The sequence below is a fragment of the Micromonospora sp. NPDC048935 genome (assembly GCF_043197875.1).
Taxonomy (GTDB): Bacteria; Actinomycetota; Actinomycetes; order Mycobacteriales; family Micromonosporaceae; genus Micromonospora.
This window is the reverse complement of sequence record NZ_JBICTZ010000008.1, coordinates 237,027-253,660: the sequence shown is the minus strand read 5'-3', so window position 1 is coordinate 253,660 and position 16,634 is coordinate 237,027. Positions and strand designations below refer to the sequence as shown.

The 16,634-nt window shown below is 72.7% G+C and carries 20 protein-coding genes; 10 read left to right on the top strand and 10 right to left on the bottom strand.

Going from position 1 to position 16,634, the window contains the following annotated elements:
* Nucleotides 1-119: 119 nt before the first annotated feature.
* Complete coding sequence (locus ACGFIW_RS22950; RefSeq protein ID WP_393319074.1) at nucleotides 120-368, top strand: DUF2630 family protein; 249 nt, start codon at nucleotides 120-122, stop codon at nucleotides 366-368.
* Nucleotides 369-410: 42 nt separating this feature from the next.
* Here ACGFIW_RS22950 and ACGFIW_RS22945 read toward each other — a convergent pair whose 3' ends face one another.
* The 3 genes from ACGFIW_RS22945 to ACGFIW_RS22935 all read right to left on the bottom strand — a co-directional run bounded on the left by ACGFIW_RS22945 (nucleotide 411) and on the right by ACGFIW_RS22935 (nucleotide 3,205).
* On the bottom strand, nucleotides 411-1,343 hold the full coding sequence (locus tag ACGFIW_RS22945) for an RIO1 family regulatory kinase/ATPase (RefSeq protein ID WP_393319071.1): 933 nt from the start codon (nucleotides 1,341-1,343) through the stop codon (nucleotides 411-413).
* Between the two features lie 291 nt (nucleotides 1,344-1,634).
* Entirely contained in the window at nucleotides 1,635-2,279 is a 645-nt protein-coding gene (locus ACGFIW_RS22940) for an HAD family hydrolase (RefSeq protein ID WP_393319068.1), read from the bottom strand.
* A gap of 65 nt (nucleotides 2,280-2,344) precedes the next feature.
* Nucleotides 2,345-3,205 (bottom strand): carbon-nitrogen hydrolase family protein, encoded by an 861-nt coding sequence (locus ACGFIW_RS22935; protein ID WP_393319065.1) that lies wholly within the window; start codon nucleotides 3,203-3,205, stop codon nucleotides 2,345-2,347.
* 78 nt (nucleotides 3,206-3,283) lie between these two features.
* Here ACGFIW_RS22935 and ACGFIW_RS22930 point away from each other — a divergent pair, with 78 nt between their 5' ends.
* From ACGFIW_RS22930 to ACGFIW_RS22900, 7 genes are all read left to right on the top strand, one after another.
* Nucleotides 3,284-3,856: a TetR/AcrR family transcriptional regulator gene (locus ACGFIW_RS22930; protein WP_234591495.1), complete on the top strand. Its 573-nt coding sequence runs from the start codon at nucleotides 3,284-3,286 to the stop codon at nucleotides 3,854-3,856.
* An 83-nt stretch (nucleotides 3,857-3,939) separates the two neighbouring features.
* On the top strand, nucleotides 3,940-4,863 hold the full coding sequence (locus tag ACGFIW_RS22925; RefSeq protein ID WP_393319062.1) for a TIGR04222 domain-containing membrane protein: 924 nt from the start codon (nucleotides 3,940-3,942) through the stop codon (nucleotides 4,861-4,863).
* A complete protein-coding gene (locus ACGFIW_RS22920; protein WP_393319059.1) occupies nucleotides 4,860-5,678 on the top strand; it encodes a DUF692 domain-containing protein in 819 nt (272 codons plus the stop codon). The genes ACGFIW_RS22925 and ACGFIW_RS22920 overlap by 4 nt, the downstream gene beginning before the upstream one ends.
* Nucleotides 5,675-6,214, top strand: coding sequence for a hypothetical protein (locus tag ACGFIW_RS22915; protein WP_393319057.1), 540 nt, complete (start codon nucleotides 5,675-5,677; stop codon nucleotides 6,212-6,214). The genes ACGFIW_RS22920 and ACGFIW_RS22915 overlap by 4 nt, the downstream gene beginning before the upstream one ends.
* Nucleotides 6,199-6,960, top strand: a complete 762-nt coding sequence (locus ACGFIW_RS22910) for an SDR family oxidoreductase (RefSeq protein ID WP_393319054.1) — start codon at nucleotides 6,199-6,201, stop codon at nucleotides 6,958-6,960. The genes ACGFIW_RS22915 and ACGFIW_RS22910 overlap by 16 nt, the downstream gene beginning before the upstream one ends.
* A 167-nt stretch (nucleotides 6,961-7,127) precedes the next feature.
* Complete coding sequence (gene mug, locus ACGFIW_RS22905) at nucleotides 7,128-7,727, top strand: G/U mismatch-specific DNA glycosylase (protein WP_393319444.1); 600 nt, start codon at nucleotides 7,128-7,130, stop codon at nucleotides 7,725-7,727.
* A gap of 85 nt (nucleotides 7,728-7,812) precedes the next feature.
* Complete coding sequence (locus ACGFIW_RS22900) at nucleotides 7,813-8,223, top strand: hypothetical protein (RefSeq protein ID WP_393319051.1); 411 nt, start codon at nucleotides 7,813-7,815, stop codon at nucleotides 8,221-8,223.
* 39 nt (nucleotides 8,224-8,262) lie between these two features.
* Here ACGFIW_RS22900 and ACGFIW_RS22895 read toward each other — a convergent pair whose 3' ends face one another.
* From ACGFIW_RS22895 to ACGFIW_RS22885, 3 genes are all read right to left on the bottom strand, one after another.
* Complete coding sequence (locus ACGFIW_RS22895) at nucleotides 8,263-10,239, bottom strand: ABC transporter ATP-binding protein (RefSeq protein ID WP_393319441.1); 1,977 nt, start codon at nucleotides 10,237-10,239, stop codon at nucleotides 8,263-8,265.
* Between the two features lie 114 nt (nucleotides 10,240-10,353).
* Nucleotides 10,354-11,121: an enoyl-CoA hydratase/isomerase family protein gene (locus tag ACGFIW_RS22890; protein WP_393319048.1), complete on the bottom strand. Its 768-nt coding sequence runs from the start codon at nucleotides 11,119-11,121 to the stop codon at nucleotides 10,354-10,356.
* Between the two features lie 46 nt (nucleotides 11,122-11,167).
* Nucleotides 11,168-11,395 carry a helix-turn-helix domain-containing protein gene (locus ACGFIW_RS22885; protein ID WP_007462679.1) on the bottom strand — a complete coding sequence of 76 codons (228 nt, stop codon included), beginning with the start codon at nucleotides 11,393-11,395 and terminating at the stop codon, nucleotides 11,168-11,170.
* 216 nt (nucleotides 11,396-11,611) lie between these two features.
* On the opposite strand from ACGFIW_RS22885, the gene ACGFIW_RS22880 reads away from it, so the two are divergent.
* Nucleotides 11,612-12,211, top strand: coding sequence for a cadmium resistance transporter (locus ACGFIW_RS22880; protein WP_393319045.1), 600 nt, complete (start codon nucleotides 11,612-11,614; stop codon nucleotides 12,209-12,211).
* Between the two features lie 13 nt (nucleotides 12,212-12,224).
* Here ACGFIW_RS22880 and ACGFIW_RS22875 read toward each other — a convergent pair whose 3' ends face one another.
* Nucleotides 12,225-13,829 carry an ABC-F family ATP-binding cassette domain-containing protein gene (locus ACGFIW_RS22875; RefSeq protein WP_393319042.1) on the bottom strand — a complete coding sequence of 535 codons (1,605 nt, stop codon included), beginning with the start codon at nucleotides 13,827-13,829 and terminating at the stop codon, nucleotides 12,225-12,227.
* Between the two features lie 260 nt (nucleotides 13,830-14,089).
* On the opposite strand from ACGFIW_RS22875, the gene ACGFIW_RS22870 reads away from it, so the two are divergent.
* Nucleotides 14,090-15,010 carry a neutral zinc metallopeptidase gene (locus tag ACGFIW_RS22870; RefSeq protein WP_393319039.1) on the top strand — a complete coding sequence of 307 codons (921 nt, stop codon included), beginning with the start codon at nucleotides 14,090-14,092 and terminating at the stop codon, nucleotides 15,008-15,010.
* A gap of 63 nt (nucleotides 15,011-15,073) precedes the next feature.
* Here ACGFIW_RS22870 and ACGFIW_RS22865 read toward each other — a convergent pair whose 3' ends face one another.
* From ACGFIW_RS22865 to ACGFIW_RS22855, 3 genes are all read right to left on the bottom strand, one after another.
* On the bottom strand, nucleotides 15,074-15,433 hold the full coding sequence (locus ACGFIW_RS22865) for a YybH family protein (RefSeq protein ID WP_393319037.1): 360 nt from the start codon (nucleotides 15,431-15,433) through the stop codon (nucleotides 15,074-15,076).
* Between the two features lie 77 nt (nucleotides 15,434-15,510).
* A complete protein-coding gene (locus ACGFIW_RS22860; protein ID WP_393319034.1) occupies nucleotides 15,511-15,810 on the bottom strand; it encodes a muconolactone Delta-isomerase family protein in 300 nt (99 codons plus the stop codon).
* 95 nt (nucleotides 15,811-15,905) lie between these two features.
* Nucleotides 15,906-16,553, bottom strand: coding sequence for an acVLRF1 family peptidyl-tRNA hydrolase (locus ACGFIW_RS22855; protein ID WP_393319438.1), 648 nt, complete (start codon nucleotides 16,551-16,553; stop codon nucleotides 15,906-15,908).
* Between the last annotated feature and the right edge of the window lie 81 nt (nucleotides 16,554-16,634).

The window sequence follows — 16,634 nt, the reverse complement described above, 5'->3', positions numbered from 1 at the left end:
ACTTGTCGGGTCCGCCCGGGGAATCGTCGGCTCGGCCCCGCCCCACCCGCGCCCACGCGCCGAGCCGGCGGAACGACCGAATCCGGGCGATGCCCGGCACCCTGTGCCAGGCTCTTGTCATGGACGACAAGACCATCCTGAACCGGATCACCGAACTGGTCGATGAGGAACACCGGCTGCGGGCGGATGCCCAGGCCCACGAGTCGGGCACCGAGGGCGAGACCAGCGAGCGGCTGCGCGCCCTGGAGGAGTCCCTCGACCAGTGCTGGGACCTCCTGCGCCGCAGACGGGCCGCCCGGGACACCCACGGCGACCCGGACGCACAGGGCGAGCGACCCAAGCCCGAGGTGGAGCGCTACCTACAGTAACCGTGGCGGGTCGGGCGGTCCGCGCCGCCCGACCCGCGCCGATCAGCGCAGGCCCGCCTCGCGCAACAACTCGCTGGTCAAGGCGGCGGGGTCGGTCTGCTCGGCGGGGAGACCCCGGGCCGCGAACCAGGCACCGACCACCCGCACGTCACGGGCCAGGAACTCCGGCCCCTGCGGGTTCGCCACCACGTCGACCACCTGCGGCAGGTCGATCACCACCAGTCGACCCCGGTGTACGAGCAGGTTGTACGGCGACAGGTCGCCGTGGGCGTAGCCGGCCCGCGCCAGCACCCGCAGTGCCTCCACCAGCTGGGCCCACAGGTCGCGCAGCTCGACCAGACCGGGTCGCAGCTGGGCCAGTCGGGGTGCCGCCTGCCCCGACTCGGCGTCACCGACGAACTCCAGCATCAGCTCGGTGCCCCGCAGTTGCACGGGGTACGGCACGGCGATCCGGTCGTTCCCGGCGCTGATCTCCCAGAGCCGGGCCAGGGCGGCGAACTCGGCGGCCGCCCACTGCCCGGCGATCATCTGCCGGCCGAACGCCGTCCGGCCGGCCATGGCCCGGTTCTCCCGGGAGCGGCGCACCCGGCGACCCTCCAGGTAGCCGGCATCGCGATGGAACAGCCGGTGCTCGGGGTCGCGGTAACGCTTGACCGCCAGCAGGCAGGACCGGTCGGTGTCGGGCACGGCCCGGCGGACCAGGTGGACGTCCGCCTCCTTGCCGGTCTTCAGCACACCCAACTCGGCGTCCTTGGCGGCCAACTCGGTGACGAGCCAGTCGGGGTGCGGCTCGGGTCCGTGGACGGCGTCGTCCCAGGACGACCAGCGTTCGCCGGTGGCCGGGTCAGGGTCGCTGTCCGGGTCTGCGGGCGGCTCGGTGTGCCGCCCGCGCTTCAGAAACTGCGGTTCGTCGTCGTCGAAGCGGCTCTTGCCGCGGCTCCGGCGCTCCAGCGCCGGAAGGTCATGATCGCGCACTGTGGTGAGGTTCCCTTGGTCGAGGCTGAGAAAGGCGGCTGGAAGCGACCTGAGAAGACGGCCATGACCGACCTCCTTTTCCCTCGACCGGACACACGCCCGGGGTGCACCATGCGCCGACAATGCTCGGCTCATCGCGTCGACCGGTCAACCGAATTACCGCGTCTCGAAGCGTCCCGAGGCAGCACCATCAGGGATCTTGCCGTCTCGAAGCGTCCCGAGGCAGCACCATCAAGGATCTTGCGCGGATCTTGCGGCAGGGGCGGGCGCGCCGGGGCGGGCGCGCGGGTGTTAGTGGGCGAGGATGGTGGCGACCGCGGCGATCAGCCCGTCCACGGTGCGGCTGGGCGCGAACCGGACGTCCGACCAGGTGCGACCCCGGTGTAGCCAGACGCTGGGCAGCCCGACCGCGGCGGCGCCGCCGATGTCGGCCTCCGGGCTGTCGCCGACCACCCAAGCACCGCGCAACGGCATCCGTACCCGCTGGGCGGCGAGCGCGAAGATCCGCGGGTTGGGCTTGCTGACCCCGGCCTCCTCGGAGATCACCCAGTCGGCGACGTAGCGGTCCAGGCCGGTCCGGCGAATCTTGGCGTCGTCGACGCGGAGCGTGCCGTTGCAGACCACCACCGGCACCCAGCCGGCGTCGTCGGCGATCCGCAGCGCGCAGGCGGTCAGCGGGTCGAGCCGGGTCTGCTCCACCACCCCGTCGTGCAGGTCCTCCACCAGGTCGATCGAGGGGATGCGCAGCTCGTAGCGGTCCCGGATGGCGTCGGCGAGGTCCCAACGGTCGGTCAGACCGTCGGCGTCAATCGAGATCAGCCAGTCGATGTCGGTGGGGGGCGCGCCGATGCCGTCCAGGAAGCGTTCACCCCAGCGGCGGAACGGCCCGGCCCGATCCAGCAGGGTGTTGTCCAGGTCCAGCAGGAGCAGTGGCACTCGGGCACCCTACGGGACCGATGTGTCCGCCAACAGATGCAGCGGGTACCTACCTGACGATGTGCTCAGCCGGACATCGACGACCGGGGGCCGCCCTGGTCCGCGAGTCGATCGGCGAGCATCGAATGGGCCGATCGGGTGGCCGCCAACTCGGCCGGGTCCAGCGTCGCCACCAGCACCGCCGTGCCCTCGTCGGCGCCCCGGGCCAGCGCCCGTCCCTGTGGGTCGTAGATCGCGGCGCCGCCGTTGAACCGCCACGGGTCGACGCCGCCGACCGCGTTGGCGAAGACCACGAACATCGTGTTGTCGAGGGCTCGCGCCGCGTAGTAGAGGTCCCGGCGGTGCTCGGAGCCGGTCAGGTATCCGCTGGGACACAGGTAACCGTGTGCGCCGTCGAGGGCGGCGGCCCGGCCGTGTTCGGGGAAACAGCCGTCGTAGCAGATGCCGAGCCCGAGCCGCCAGTCGTCGACGAGTAGCGTGGCACCCCGGTCCCCGGCGCTGAACAGGTCGCGCTCGCTGCCCCACAACTGCTGCTTGTCGTAGCCGACCCGGACCGCGCCGGCCCGGTCGACCATCAGCGCGGCGATGGTCCGCCGTCGGTCCGGGTGTCGGGCGGCGGCACCGACAAGCGCGGTGACGCCGGCCTCGCGCGCCGCGACGCGCAGCGGGTCGAGCCGGGGATCCGCGACGTCACCGGCCGGATCGGCCGCGACGTCCGTGCCGGCCGGGTCGGCGGCGAGGGTCGGCGGGTGGTACGCGCAGAGGAACAACTCCGGCAGGACGGCCACCCGGGCGCCCAGCTCACCGGCTCGGCGAACCAGATGCGCGGCGGCGACCGCGTTTCCGGCGACGTCACCCGGCGTGGGCGTGGCCTGGACGGTGGCCACGGTCAGCGGAGCGGTGGGCACGGTGTGGGGCGGGGTCACCGGGCGATGGTAGTCGGCGACATACCAAGCCGTACGTACGGTTTGCGTGCCCCGTGGGTGACCTGCGACGATCGACGCGTGCCCAGAGTAAGCCAGGACCAGCTCGACGCGCGCCGGCAGGAGATCCTCGCCGCCGCGCGGGCGTGTTTCGCCCGGCTCGGCTACGAGGGGGCGACAGTACGCCGCCTCGAAGAGGCCACCGGCCTGTCCCGCGGCGCGATCTTCCACCACTTCCGCGACAAGGACTCGCTCTTCCTGGCCGTCGCCGAGGACGACGCGGCGGCCATGGTCGAGACGGTGGCCCGAAACGGTCTGGTGCAGGTGATGCGCGACCTGCTCGCCCGCGCCGTCTCCCCCGACACCACCGGCTGGCTGGGCAGCCAACTGGAGGTCTCCCGCCGGCTGCGCACCGACCCCGCGTTCGCCAAGCGCTGGGCCGAGCGGTCCGCCGCGATCGCCGAGGCGACCCGCGACCGGTTGGCCCGCCAGCGTGACGCCGGGGTGCTGCGCGAGGACGTTCCGATCGACGTGCTGGCCCAGTTCCTGGAGCTGGCCTACGACGGCCTGGTGCTGCACCTGGCGATGGGCCGGCCCGCCGGTGACCTGGGCCCGGTGCTCGACCTCGTCGAGGAGGCGGTCCGCCGCCGCTGACCGCGCGGGGACACCGGTCACTCGACCGTGGCGAGGCTGCCCCACAATGGGGCCGCCGATCCCTCCGGTGACAGGAGCAGTCGATGATCGTCCACGCGAGCGACACCTGGGGCATCCCCGGCCCGACCTTCCTCCGGTACTACATCGCGACGGCCGTCGTGGTGGTCGCGATCGCGGCCTACTACCGGGTCCGCCTGCTGACCGCCCCGGGGCACCACACGCTCGATCCACTCGGGCCGCAGCAGGTCGCGTACCTCAACGGTGGGCCCCAGCTCGCCGTGCACGCCGCACTCGGGGGGCTGCGGGGCAGCGGCGCGATCGCCGTGCGCCCGGACCGCCGGCTGACCACCGTGGGTGCCGCGCCGTCCGGGCTCACCCCCCTGGACCAGGCAATCCACTGGGCCGCCCACCAACACGCGCGGGTCCGCGACCTGCCCCAGGACCAGCGTGTACGCACCGCGCTCGACCAGCTCCGCAACGGCCTGGAACAGCGTGGGTTGCTGGCGAACGACACTCAGCGCCAGCGGGCCAGGCTCTGGCGGACGGCCCTGCTGACCCTGCTGGGCCTCGGCGTACTCCGGCTGCTCTTTGGCCTAGGCAACGGCCGTCCGGTGGGTTACCTGCTCCTCACCCTGGCCGGGCTGCTGGTCGCGACGCTGCTGGTGGCCCGGGCGCCCAGGCGCACCCGAGCCGGGCAGGCCGCGCTGCGCGACATCCGCCGCCAGCACACCCACCTGTCGCCGGCCTCCGCGCCGGCGTACGCCACCTACGGTGCGGCCGGCGCCGCGATGGGCGTGGCCCTGTTCGGTACCGCCTCGCTCTGGGCGCTCGACCCGGGCTTCGCCGAGCAGGCCGAGATCCAGCGCCAGGCCATCTCCAGTAGCGGCGGTTGGACGGGTGGCTCCGACGGATCGTCCGGTGGCGGCAGCTCCTGTGGCGGCGGCGGCTCCTGCGGTGGCGGCGGTGGTGGCGGCGGCTGCGGCGGCGGCGGGGGGTGCGGCGGATGACCGGCCCGTCCGGTGTCGGTATCGGCTGGCGACCGGAGATCGCCGGCTTCGTGGCCGAGCTGCCGGGGCTGCGCTTCGTCGAGGTGGTGGCCGAGGGAGTGCCCGCCACCGGGCCGCTCCCACCCGGCCTGACGCAGCTACGGGAACGCGCGGTGACTGTCGTACCGCACGGGGTGCGGCTCTCCCTCGGCGGCGCCGAGCCGGTCGACCCGGCCCGGGTCGCCCACCTGGCCGCGGTGGCACAGCGCCTGGACGCGCCGCTGGTCAGCGAGCACATCGCGTTCGTCCGGGCGGGCGGCCTGGAGGCCGGGCACCTGCTGCCGCTGCCGCGCAGCCGGGAGGCCGTCGACGCGGTCTGCGCCAACGTGGCGCGGGCACAGGCCGAGCTTCCGGTGCCGATCGCGCTGGAACCGATCGCCGCGCTTGTCGACTGGCCCGACGACGAGTTGGACGAGGCGGACTTCCTCACCGAGATCCTCGACCGGACCGGGGCGCTGCTGCTGCTGGACGTGGCCAACGTGCACGCCAACGCCCGCAACCGCGGCGGCGACCCGCTGGCGTTGCTGGACCGTCTGCCGCTGGAGCGGGTCGCGTACGCCCACGTGGCCGGGGGCGCGGAGCACGCCGGTCTCTACCACGACACCCACACCGACCCGGTGCCGGCGGCGGTGCTGGAGCTGGTCGGCGCGCTCTGCGCGCGGCAACGACCGCCGGCGCTGCTGCTGGAACGCGACGGCCACTACCCGCCGGCCGCCGAGCTGCGGGCCGAACTGGACACCCTGGCCGCCGTGGCGGGCTTTCCGGCCGTGACATGACCGGCACACCTGACCGCGCGCCCACGCCCCGCGTGGGGCTCGCCGAACGGCAGGCCGAACTGGTCGCGGCGCTTGTCGCCGGTGGTGAGCCACCGGCGGGGTTCGCACCGGGCCCGCTGGCCGCCACCCGCGCGGCCCTGCTGCGCAAGCGGGCCGGCGAGGTGGCCCGGCACTGGCCGCTGCTCGCCGCCGGCCTCGGTGCCGGGTGGTCGACCACCTTCGCCGACTGGGCCGCCCGACGACCCACCGCCGGATCACTGCGCGACGGTTGGGACCTGGCCCGGACGTTGCGCGAACAGGATGCGCTGCCCCCGGCTGCCGCCGAGGAGCTGGCCGTCCGGGAGGCGCGCCTGCGCTACGACGGGCGTGGCACGCCGCGTCCGCGCCGGTTGCCGGCGGTGGGCCGCGCCGGCGGCGCCGTGGCGGTGCAGATCGCCGGCCGGGTACGCCTGCTGCGCCCCGCCCCGCGGGTGTCCACCCTTGCTGGCGACGCCGTACCGGATGCGGCAGGATCGGAGTTATGGATCTCGGACTGACCGACCGCGTGTACGTCCTCACCGGTGCCTCCCGCGGTCTGGGTTACGCGACCGCGCAGAGCCTCGTCGCCGACGGGGCGCGGGTGGTGCTCTCGGCACGCGACCCGGACGCGGTGGCCGCCGCCGCGCAGCAGCTCGGCGGTCCCGAGCATGCCGTCGGGCTGACCGCCGACCTGGCCGACCCGGCGACCCCGGAGCAGCTCGTCGCCGCCGCCCGGGAGCACTTCGGCCGGCTCGACGGCGCGCTGATCTCGGTCGGCGGGCCACCGGCGGGCAACGCCGCCGCGATCAGCGACGAGCAGTGGCGGCTCTCCTTCGAGACCGTTTTCCTGGGCACGATCCGTGCGGTCCGCACGATCGCCGCCGCGCTGCCCGAGGGCGGTGCGATCGGGCTTGTGCTCTCCACCTCGGCCCGAGGTCCGGTGCCCGGCCTCGGCATCTCCAACGGCCTGCGGCCCGGGCTGGTCGGGGCCGCGAAGGACATCGCCGACGACTTCGGCCCGCGCGGCGTACGGGTGGTCGGCCTGTTGCCCGGCCGGATCATGACCGATCGCAACCGGGAGCTCTTCGGGGCGACCGGCGATCCGGAACGGGCCCGCGCCGAGGCGGAGGCCACCATCCCGCTGCGCCGCATCGGCGACCCGGCCGAGTTCGGCCGGGTGGCCGCGTTCGTGCTCTCCCCCGCCGCGAGCTACCTCACCGGCATCACCCTGCCGGTCGACGGCGGCGCGCTGCGCGGGCTGTGACAGCCGACCGGGCGCGACCTGCCCCTGCCGCGACCCCCGACGGGACCCCCGCCGCGACGTCGCCCGAGAAGGCCAAGCCGGACCACCCGGCCGTTGATCGACTCGGCTTCAAGGAAACCGGGCGGTCGACGCGACCAGGACACCCCGACTTTCAGGAACCCGAGTCGATCAACCGCCGGGCAGAGCCAGCAGCGCCCCGCACCGCCCGACCCACCCGGGCAGAGCCAGCCCGACCCACCCGGGCGGAGCTGGCGGCGGCCGCCGATCGGACCATTCCCGACGTGCTCGCGCCGGGGTTGGCGGTGCTCTTCGTCGGCATCAACCCGGGCCTCTGGTCGGCCGCGACGGGCTGGCACTTCGCCCGGCCCGGCAACAGGTTCTGGCCCGCCCTGCACCGGGGCGGTTTCACCCCCCGCCTGCTGCACCCGAGCGAACAGGGCGAGTTGCCCGCGCTCGGGCTCGGCATCACCAACATGGCCGCCCGGGCCAGCGCCCGCGCGGACGAGCTGAGCACCGATGAACTTCTCGACGGCGCGGCGATCCTGACCGACAAGGTGGCCCGGTACCGGCCGCGCTGGGTGGCGGTGGTGGGGGTGACCGCGTACCGGATCGGTTTTCAACGGCCGAAGGCCGCCTTCGGGCCGCAGCCGGAGTCGCTGGCCGGCGCCCGCCTGTGGGTGCTGCCCAACCCGAGCGGCCTGAACGCGCACTTCACCCCGGTCACCCTGGGCCTGGCCTTCGCCGAGCTGCACGGGGCGGCATTCTGACCAGCGGTCGGCGACGAGCTGGTCGCGCGGCACGGGGCGCACCTACCCTCAGCGCAGACCGCGATGCCGCCACAGTGGAGTGACAATGACGGATCTGTCAGCCGGCACGGCCCAGGGTTCGGCAGTCGAGACCCCCACCGAGGCGTCCACCGGGCCGATCCGAACTCTCGTCGGCCTCCAGGTGTACGCGGTGGCGGCCTACCTCGCCGCGGCCGTCGTTCCCTACCTGTGGTCCCCCCGGCCGTACCCGCCGACCTGGACCTTCATCCTGCCGGGCTGGCTGCTCGGCGTGCCGGGTCTCTACCTCACCCTGCTCGGGCCGGTGCCCGGCATCCTGCTCGCGGTGATCGGGGTCGGTGTGCTGGTGGCGACGCGCCGCCGCTGCTCGGCATCCCGGTACCGGTGGTGCGTCGCCTCCACCGCTCTCGCCGCCGCGTACGGTGTGTTCGCCTGCACGCCGTTCGCCAGCATCATCGCTGCCTTCGTGGCCGACTGAGCCGAACAGGCCCGGTGGGGACGGCCCGGTCGCCGAACGTCAGTTGGCGGCGGCGGGCGGCAGCACCTCGTCGGCGCGGTACGTGCCCAGTGGCATGACCACCGGCTCGGGGCCGGTCGCGTCGACGAACGGGGTGGGCGAGTCGGCGACCGCGAACTGGGTGCGGTACAGCTCGGCGTAGAGCCCGCCGACCGCGACCAACTCCTCGTGCCGGCCCCGCTCGACGATCCGACCGCCGTCGAGGACCAGGATCTGGTCGGCGTCGCGGACTGTGGAGAGCCGGTGCGCGATCACCAGCGCGGTACGCCCGGCCAGCGCCACCGACAGCGCCCGCTGCACCGCCGCCTCGCTCTCCGAATCCAGGTGTGCGGTCGCCTCGTCGAGGATCACGATCGACGGGGCCTTGAGCAGCAGCCGGGCAATCGCGATGCGTTGCTTCTCGCCACCGGAGAAGCGGTAGCCGCGCTCCCCCACTGTGGTGTCCAGCCCGTCGGGCAGCGACCGGACGAGGTCGGCGACCTGCGCGCCGGCGAGCGCCGCCCAGATCTCGTCGTCGGTGGCGTCCGGCTTGGCGTACCGCAGGTTCTCGGCGATCGTCTCGTGGAACAGGTGCGAGTCCTGCGTGACCACCCCGATCTCGTCGCGCAGGGAGGCGAGCGTCGCGTCCCGCACGTCCACCCCGCCGACCAGCACCTGCCCGTCGGTGACGTCGTAGATCCGGGAGATGAGCATCGACAGCGTCGACTTGCCGGCGCCGGACGGGCCGACGAGCGCGACCATCTGCCCCGGCTCCACGCTGAACGAGACCCCCTTGAGCACCGGCTCGTTGACGGTGCGGTCCAGGGTGGCGACCTCCTCCAGGGAGGCGAGGGAGATCTCGGCGGCACTCGGGTAGCGGAACCGCACGTCCCGGAAGTCGACCCGGCCGGCGCCCCGGGGCACCACCACCGCGTCGGGCTTCTCCACGATGCCCGGCTGGAGGTCGAGCACCTCGAAGACCCGGTCGAACGAGACAAGCGCGCTCATCACGTCCACCCGGACGTTGGAGAGCGCGGTGAGCGGACCGTACAGGCGGGTGAGCAGCAGCGCGAGCGTCACGACGGTGCCCGCGCTGACACCGCCGGTCACCGCGAGCCAGCCGCCGAGGCCGTAGGTGAGCGCCTGCGCCAGTGAGGCGACCAGCAACATCGCCACGAAGAACGTGCGAGAGTACATCGCGGACTGGATGCCGATGTCACGCACCCGCTCGGCCCGGCCGGCGAACCGGCGGGCCTCGATCTCGGGCTGACCGAAGAGCTTCACCAGCAGCGCGCCGGCCACCCCGAACCGTTCGGTCATGGTGGCGTTCATCTTGGCGTCGAGGTTGTACGACTCGCGCGTGATGTCGGCCAGCCGCCGACCCACCCGGCGGGCCGGGATGATGAAGATCGGCAACAGCACCAGCGAGAGCGCGGTGATCTGCCAGGAGAGGGTGAACATCACCGCCGCGGTGAGCACCAGCTGGATGACGTTGCTGACCACGCCGGACAACGTCGAGGTGAACGCCCGCTGGGCACCCAGCACGTCGTTGTTGAGCCTGCTGACCAGGGCACCGGTCTGGGTACGCGTGAAGAACTGCAACGGCATCCGCTGCACGTGGTCGTAGACGCGGGTGCGCAGGTTGTAGATGATGCCCTCGCCGATGCGGGCCGAATACCACCGTTGGGCGAGCGAGAGCAGGGCGTCGGCGACCGCCAGCCCGGCGATGAACAGGGCCAGCCGCACCACGAGTCGGCCGGCCTCGGTGCCGCCCCGGTTGATCGCGTTGATGACGTCGCCGGCGAGCACCGGTGTGGCCACGCCGATGATGGCGGCCAGGACCACGGTGAACAGGAAGACGACGATGTCACGCCGGTAGGGCTGGGCGAAGGCCACGATCCGTCGGGCGACCCCGCGCTTGAGCCGGTGCGTGGAGACCTCGTCGCTGTTGCGCATCGCCCGGAGCATGCTCCACCCGGCCATGCCACCGCCGGACATCGGGTTGGACATCGCTCACCTCCGGGTCGTCGGGCGGACTGCACCGTCAGGTCAATTCTCCCGACGACTGTGACAACCTCGGTCGTAACCCGGATCTTCCCGTCCGGTCCTTACCTATTCTCCCTGGCCGGCCAGGTCGCGCAGTCGGCGGGTCTGTGCCTCCCGCTCGGCGCGCTGTTGGTCGGCGTGCGACCGCCCCGCCGCGCCCGCCAGCAGCGCCTTGATCTCCACGACCGCGTCGCGGGCACCGGCGAGCAGCCCGGCGGTGAGGTCGCGGACCGCGCCGTCCAGCTCGGCTGGTGGCACCACCAGGGTCGCCAGCCCGATCCGGTCCGCCTCGGCGGCGTCCAACCGGCGGCCGGTCGCGCAGATCTCCAGGGCCCGCGCGTAGCCGACCAGCTCCACGAGGCGCTTCGTGCCGGCCAGGTCGGGCACCAGGCCGAGGGTCACCTCAGCCATCGACATTTTCGCATCCTCTGCCAACACGCGCAGATCGCAGGCGAGCGCGAGCTGGAAGCCGGCGCCTATCGCGTGCCCCTGCACGGCCGCGACGGAGATGACGTCCGGGCGGTGCAGCCAGGTGAAGCCCGCCTGGAAGTCCGCGATGCGCTCGGCGCACTCCTGCTCGGGCAGCGTGGCCAGCTCCGCGAAGGAGCCGGGGCCGGAAGCGCCAGCCACCGCGAGGTCGAGGCCGGCGGAGAACGCACGCCCCTCGCCCCGGACCACCACCACCCGCACGTCGCCGGGCAGATCGCGGGAGAAGTCGCTCATCGCCCGCCACATCGCGGGTGTCTGGGCATTGAGCACGTCGGGCCGGCACAACGTCACCGTGGCAACCGGCCCGTCGCAGGTCAACCGAACCCCGGTCGCCTCGGTGGTCACCGGGCGGTCCGGGGCGTCGCGCTTGTCGACGACGCGGGGAGGCGGGTCACGCCTTCTTGCGGCGTCGGGCACCGCCGCGCTGACGCAGCTGCACCCCTGACTCGGTGAGCACTCGGTGGATGAACCCGTAGGAACGGCCGGTCGAGGCCGCCAACGCGCGGATGCTCTCCCCCGACGTGTACCGCTTTACCAGGTCCTTGGCGAGCGTCTGACGCTCGGCTCCGACGATCCGGCGACCCTTCTCAGTGCTGGTGGCTGTGCCAGTGGCTGCCATGCTGTGTCCTCACGTCCCAGACTGTGCGGTTCGGATACGGTCCCACCTATTAGACCGCCTCGAACGATCATGCGCCAGATATCAACTCTTCGCCAACCGACACGCTATGCAATGTCAGCTTCCCGATAGAGTGATCCTGGCAATCGACCTCGGGCGGCGTCTGGGCGTACACACCGCCGGATGCTGGCGGCTGCCGGCGACCCGTAATCTTCGGTCGTGATCGACCTGCTGGGCACCGCGGCCGGAGCCGCCGTGGTCTTCGCCGCCACCGACATCGACGACATCGTCATCCTGACCCTGTTCTTCGTCGCGGCCCGCACCACCGGCCGGCCCCGCCCCTGGCAGATCGTCGCCGGCCAGTACCTCGGCATCGGCGCGCTCGCACTGGCCAGCGCGGTGATCGCGGCCGGCCTCCTGGTGGTGCCGGACCCGTGGACAGGGCTGCTCGGGTTGCTGCCGATCGCGCTTGGCGTCCGCGCGCTGCTGGGGTCCGACGACGACGAGACTCCGGCTGTCGTCACCGGCCTGCTCGGCGTGGCCGGCGTGACGATCGCCAACGGCGCCGACAACGTGGCCGTCTACGTACCCGTCTTCCGGGCTCTTCCGGTCGCCGACAGTGCGGTGTTCCTGCTGGTCTTCGTGCTGCTGATCGCGCTCTGGTGCGCCGCCGGGGCCTGGCTGGGCGGGCACCGCCGGGTGGTCCGACTGGTCGAGCGCGCCGGTGCCTGGCTGGTGCCGACGATCTTCATCGGTGTCGGGGTGGTGATCCTGGGCAGCTCCGGTGTGCTCGGCCGGCTGGTCGACCTGCTCGGCTGAGCCGCCCGCCCGGTCAGGCCAGCTCGACCAACTCGAGCAGGTCGTCGCTCCACGCGTCCTCGTCGCCGTCGGGCAGCAGGATCGCGCGGTCCGGCTTGAGCGCCAGCACCGCGCCCGGGTCGTGGGTGACCAGCACGATCGCGCCCGGGTAGTTGGCGATGGCGTCGAGCACCTGCTCCCGGCTGACCGGGTCGAGGTTGTTCGTCGGTTCGTCGAGCAGCAGCACGTTGGCGCCGGAACAGACCAGGGTGGACAGGGCCAGCCGGGTCTTCTCGCCACCGGAGAGCACCCCGGCCGGCTTGTTCACGTCGTCACCGGAGAAGAGGAACGCGCCCAAGATCTTGCGCAGGTCGGTGTCGGACTGCTCGACGGCCGCGGCGCGCATGTTCTCCAACACGGTCCGCTCCACGTCCAGCGTCTCGTGCTCCTGGGCGTAGTAGCCCAGCCGCAGGCCGTGGCCCGCGTGCACCTCGCCGGTGTCCGGCGTGAGCAGCCCGCCGAGCATCCGCAGCAGGGTCGTCTTGCCGGCGCCGTTGAGCCCGAGGATGGCCACCCGGGAACCCCGGTCCACCGCGACGTTGACGTCGGTGAAGATCTCCAGCGAGCCGTACGACTTGGACAGGCCGGTCGCGGTGAGCGGGGTCTTGCCGCACGGCGCGGGGTTGGGGAAACGCACCTTGGCCACCCGGTCGGCGACCCGCACCTCCTCCAGGCCGGAGATCAGTTTCTCGGCGCGGCGGGCCATGTTCTGCGCGGCCACGGTCTTGGTCGCCTTGGCCCGCATCTTGTCGGCCTGCGCCATCAACGCGCCGGCCTTCTTCTCCGCGTTGGCCCGCTCCCGGCGGCGACGTCGCTCGTCGGTCTCGCGCGCCTCCAGGTACGCCTTCCAGCCCAGGTTGTACACGTCGACGACGGACCGGGTGGCATCGAGGAACCAGACCTTGTTGACCACCGACTCCAGCAGCGCGCCGTCGTGGGAGATCACGATCAGGCCGCCCTTGTGGTTGGCGAGGAAGCCGCGCAACCAGGTGATCGAGTCGGCGTCGAGGTGGTTGGTCGGCTCGTCGAGCAGCAGGATGCCGCCGCCGTTCTCGCCCGCGTCGCGGAACAGGATCCGGGCCAGCTCGATGCGCCGGCGTTGACCGCCGGAGAGGGTGCCGATGGTCTGGGCCAGCGCCCGGTCGGGCAGACCGAGGTTGGCGCAGATCCGGGCGGCCTCGGCCTCGGCGGCGTACCCGCCGAGCGCGGCGAACTGGTCCTCCAGCGCGCCGTAGCGCCGGACCAGCTTGTCGTTGGCGTCCTCGGCGAGGCGGGCCTCGATCTCCTGCATCTGGGACATCAGCACGTCCAGGCCGCGGGCGGACAGCACCCGATCCCGGCCGGTCACCTCCAGGTCGCCGGTGCGCGGGTCCTGCGGGAGGTAGCCGATGGCGCTGCGCTGGTCGATCTGGCCGGCGTACGGCTGCCCCTCGCCAGCGAGCACCTTCAGCGTGGTGGTCTTGCCGGCGCCGTTACGACCGACCAGGCCGATCCGGTCACCCGGCTGCACGCGCAGGGTGGTGTCGGACAGCAGGATCCGGGAACCGGCACGCAGTTCCAGGCCGGTGGCAGTGATCATCTCGTGGGACTCGCTCTCGGGGTCTGGAAGGCTGACTCAGGGCACGCGAAAGCGCCGGCGGGCGGGGCCCGTCGGCGCGGGGCGGTTCAGCCTTCGCAGCGCGGCACGGGGACAAGTGTACCGGGCGCTCCCCGGCGGGCCGCCCGGATTACCGATCAAGATCATCGGGTACCGAATGCCTGTCCGGACCCCGTCCGGCACCTCATGGGACGAAACGACACACAGACGACACTCACCGACATACGGCGATCGGGGTCAGCATGGAACTCAACGAGCGGGCCGAAATCGACACCTCGCAGGTCAACGACGTGGGCCGCGGTGGCGGATCGGGCGGCGGCATCGGCTTCCCGATCCCCGGAGGCGGCGGCCGCGGCGGCATCATCGGCATCGTGGTGGCCGTGCTCGTCGCGCTGCTCGGCGGTGGCTTCGGCCTCAACGCCATGACCAACGGCGACGACACCGGGCAGGCCGGCGGCACCGACCTGAAGGAGGTGTGCGCGACCAGCAACCCTGAGCACCTCGAAGACCTGCGCTGCCGCAACGCGCTCTACGTCAACAGCATCCAGGCCTACTGGCAGAAGGCGTACCCGGAGCTGGGCAGCGGCACGTACGAGCCGACCAACACGAACTTCTTCCAGGCCGCCGTGAACACCGGCTGCGGTCAGGCCGACTCGGGCGTCGGCCCGTTCTACTGCCCGGCCGACCGGAAGGTGTACATCGATCTGAGCTTCTACGACGAGCTGGCGTCGCGATTCGGCGCCAAGGGTGAGTTCGCCCAGCCCTACGTGCTCGCGCACGAGTACGGCCACCACATCCAGAACCTGCTCGGCACCAACGCCAAGGCCGGCCAGGGCGACCAGAGCGGCCCCCGCTCCGCCTCCGTGCGGCTGGAGTTGCAGGCCGACTGCTACGCCGGCGCCTGGGCCAAGCACGCGACCGAGAGCAAGGACAGGACCGGTCAGGAGCCGTTGTTCACGTCGATCACCGAGACCGACATCAGTGAGGCCGTCAACACGGCCGAGGCGATCGGCGACGACAGCATCCAGGAACGCTCCGGCGGACGGGTCAACCCGGACCAGTTCACCCACGGCACGTCCGAGCAGCGCAAGCGCTGGTTCACCCAGGGCTACGACCGCGGTGACCCGAAGACCTGCGACACCTTCGCCACCGACCAGCTCTGACCTCGTCGCGGCATTGTGGCAGGCCCCACGGCGGGTCTGCCACGATCGCCGTTCGGGGCGGGGTCAGGCGAGCCGCGAAACCTGGTAGTGGCCGATGAGCCAGTCGTGGTCGACCCGCCGCAGGAGCACACCGAGGTTGACGCTCAGGGCCGGACGGTCGGTGAAGCCGAACTCCACCTCCAGGTAGCCGAGCAGCACGTCCTCGGCGAGACGGCGGACCTCCCGGATGTCGTACGCGGCGGTCAGGCCGAGCGGCTGCCCGGCGTAGTACGCGGCGACGCCGGCACGACCGACCGTGTACGGCTGCAACCCCTGGAAGATTGCGTCGTCCGTGAAGCACGCCGCGACCCGATCGGGCTCGTGGGCGTCGACCGCCGACTTCCACCGGTCGAGGACCGCACGCAGAATCTGCGTCTCGGACATGATGACCTCCCTGCTGAAAGACGTGCCCCGGCGCGTGCCTGTCGAACTGCCCCACGGCGGGCCAGTCCTCGCCAGGCTCAGCGGGGCGGCTGACCCGGGTCGTTCGGGTGCGGCGTCAACGGCGTCACGGTCTCGCGCCGCCAGGCGCGCAGCGGCATCGACGCGAGCACGGTTTCCAGCTCATCGGCGTCGTCGGCCTGGAACAGCCCCCACGTACGCCACTCCCCCGGCGCCAGCGGCGGTCGCCAGAGCCGCAGGAGACTGCCCTGCGCCGTCAGCTCGGCCGAACGCGCCGCCTCTCGCGCACGCATGTCGGCGACCCCGTCCTCCGAGGTTCCCCGCGGCACCGTCGTCACCATGTCAACCAGAAACTCCACGCGCCCATCCTCCGGCCACCAGCCGGGCGGCACGCCGGAAACCCCGTTTCGCGCGCCGGTCGTCGATCCTCCGGCACCGCCGGACCACACCGGGGTCAGTCGGGGTCGCGCACCAGGATCCGCACCGCACGGGCCGCGCCCACCGCCGCGACCAGCACCGCGTGCCGGGGCTCCGGCACGTCGAGCAACCGCTCGGCCCGCAACGGCACGAGCGGGGCCAACCGCCGGTCGGCCAGCACCCCGTCCACCGCCCGCCGGTCACCGCCGCACACCAGCGCGGCGAGCTTCGCCGCCTCCGGCAACAGCAGCCGTACGGCCAACTCCGCCGCGTCACCCAGCGCGGCCTTCGCCTGGTTGTCGCGTCGGCGGGCGAACCGATGTTGTGACCATCCCCCCGCGGCGGTGCGCCCCTGCACGTACCGCGTGTCCACCTTGGAGACGACGAGGTCGGTGCCCTCGGCCACCCCGATCGCCACCGCACCCTTGCGGGCCAGCAGCAGGCCGATCCGACGGGGCATGACGGCGGCGGCCACGAACCCGGCCACATCCACGCCGGCCGGCGCACCCGGTGGGGTGTACAGCTCGGCGGTTGCCCCGTCCGGGGCGGCGAGCAGCAGGCCGTACTCCTGCGCGCTGGTGCTGGGCGGGCCGTGCCGGTTGGCGAAGCCCTCGACCCAGCGACCGACACGGGCCGGGTCGACCTCGACCCACCGGCCTCCGCCGGCTGCGGGTCGACTGGTCACCGCCCGACCGTACGGCACAGCGAGCCCGTCCGGACCCCCGGGCGGCACGGCAGACCGGCGCAGTCGGTCGGCGGGTGGGCC

Excerpts from the sequence above, each read along its gene's own strand:
- ACGFIW_RS22865 (WP_393319037.1), bottom strand. The coding sequence starts at position 15,433 with ATGTCCGAGACGCAGATTCTGCGTGCGGTCCTCGACCGGTGGAAGTCG.
- ACGFIW_RS22925 (WP_393319062.1), top strand. The coding sequence starts at position 3,940 with ATGATCGTCCACGCGAGCGACACCTGGGGCATCCCCGGCCCGACCTTC.
- ACGFIW_RS22885 (WP_007462679.1), bottom strand. The coding sequence starts at position 11,395 with ATGGCAGCCACTGGCACAGCCACCAGCACTGAGAAGGGTCGCCGGATC.
- ACGFIW_RS22895 (WP_393319441.1), bottom strand. The coding sequence starts at position 10,239 with ATGTCCGGCGGTGGCATGGCCGGGTGGAGCATGCTCCGGGCGATGCGC.
- ACGFIW_RS22915 (WP_393319057.1), top strand. The coding sequence starts at position 5,675 with ATGACCGGCACACCTGACCGCGCGCCCACGCCCCGCGTGGGGCTCGCC.
- ACGFIW_RS22920 (WP_393319059.1), top strand. The coding sequence starts at position 4,860 with ATGACCGGCCCGTCCGGTGTCGGTATCGGCTGGCGACCGGAGATCGCC.
- ACGFIW_RS22900 (WP_393319051.1), top strand. The coding sequence starts at position 7,813 with ATGACGGATCTGTCAGCCGGCACGGCCCAGGGTTCGGCAGTCGAGACC.
- ACGFIW_RS22950 (WP_393319074.1), top strand. The coding sequence starts at position 120 with ATGGACGACAAGACCATCCTGAACCGGATCACCGAACTGGTCGATGAG.
- ACGFIW_RS22910 (WP_393319054.1), top strand. The coding sequence starts at position 6,199 with ATGGATCTCGGACTGACCGACCGCGTGTACGTCCTCACCGGTGCCTCC.
- ACGFIW_RS22870 (WP_393319039.1), top strand. The coding sequence starts at position 14,090 with ATGGAACTCAACGAGCGGGCCGAAATCGACACCTCGCAGGTCAACGAC.
- ACGFIW_RS22875 (WP_393319042.1), bottom strand. The coding sequence starts at position 13,829 with ATGATCACTGCCACCGGCCTGGAACTGCGTGCCGGTTCCCGGATCCTG.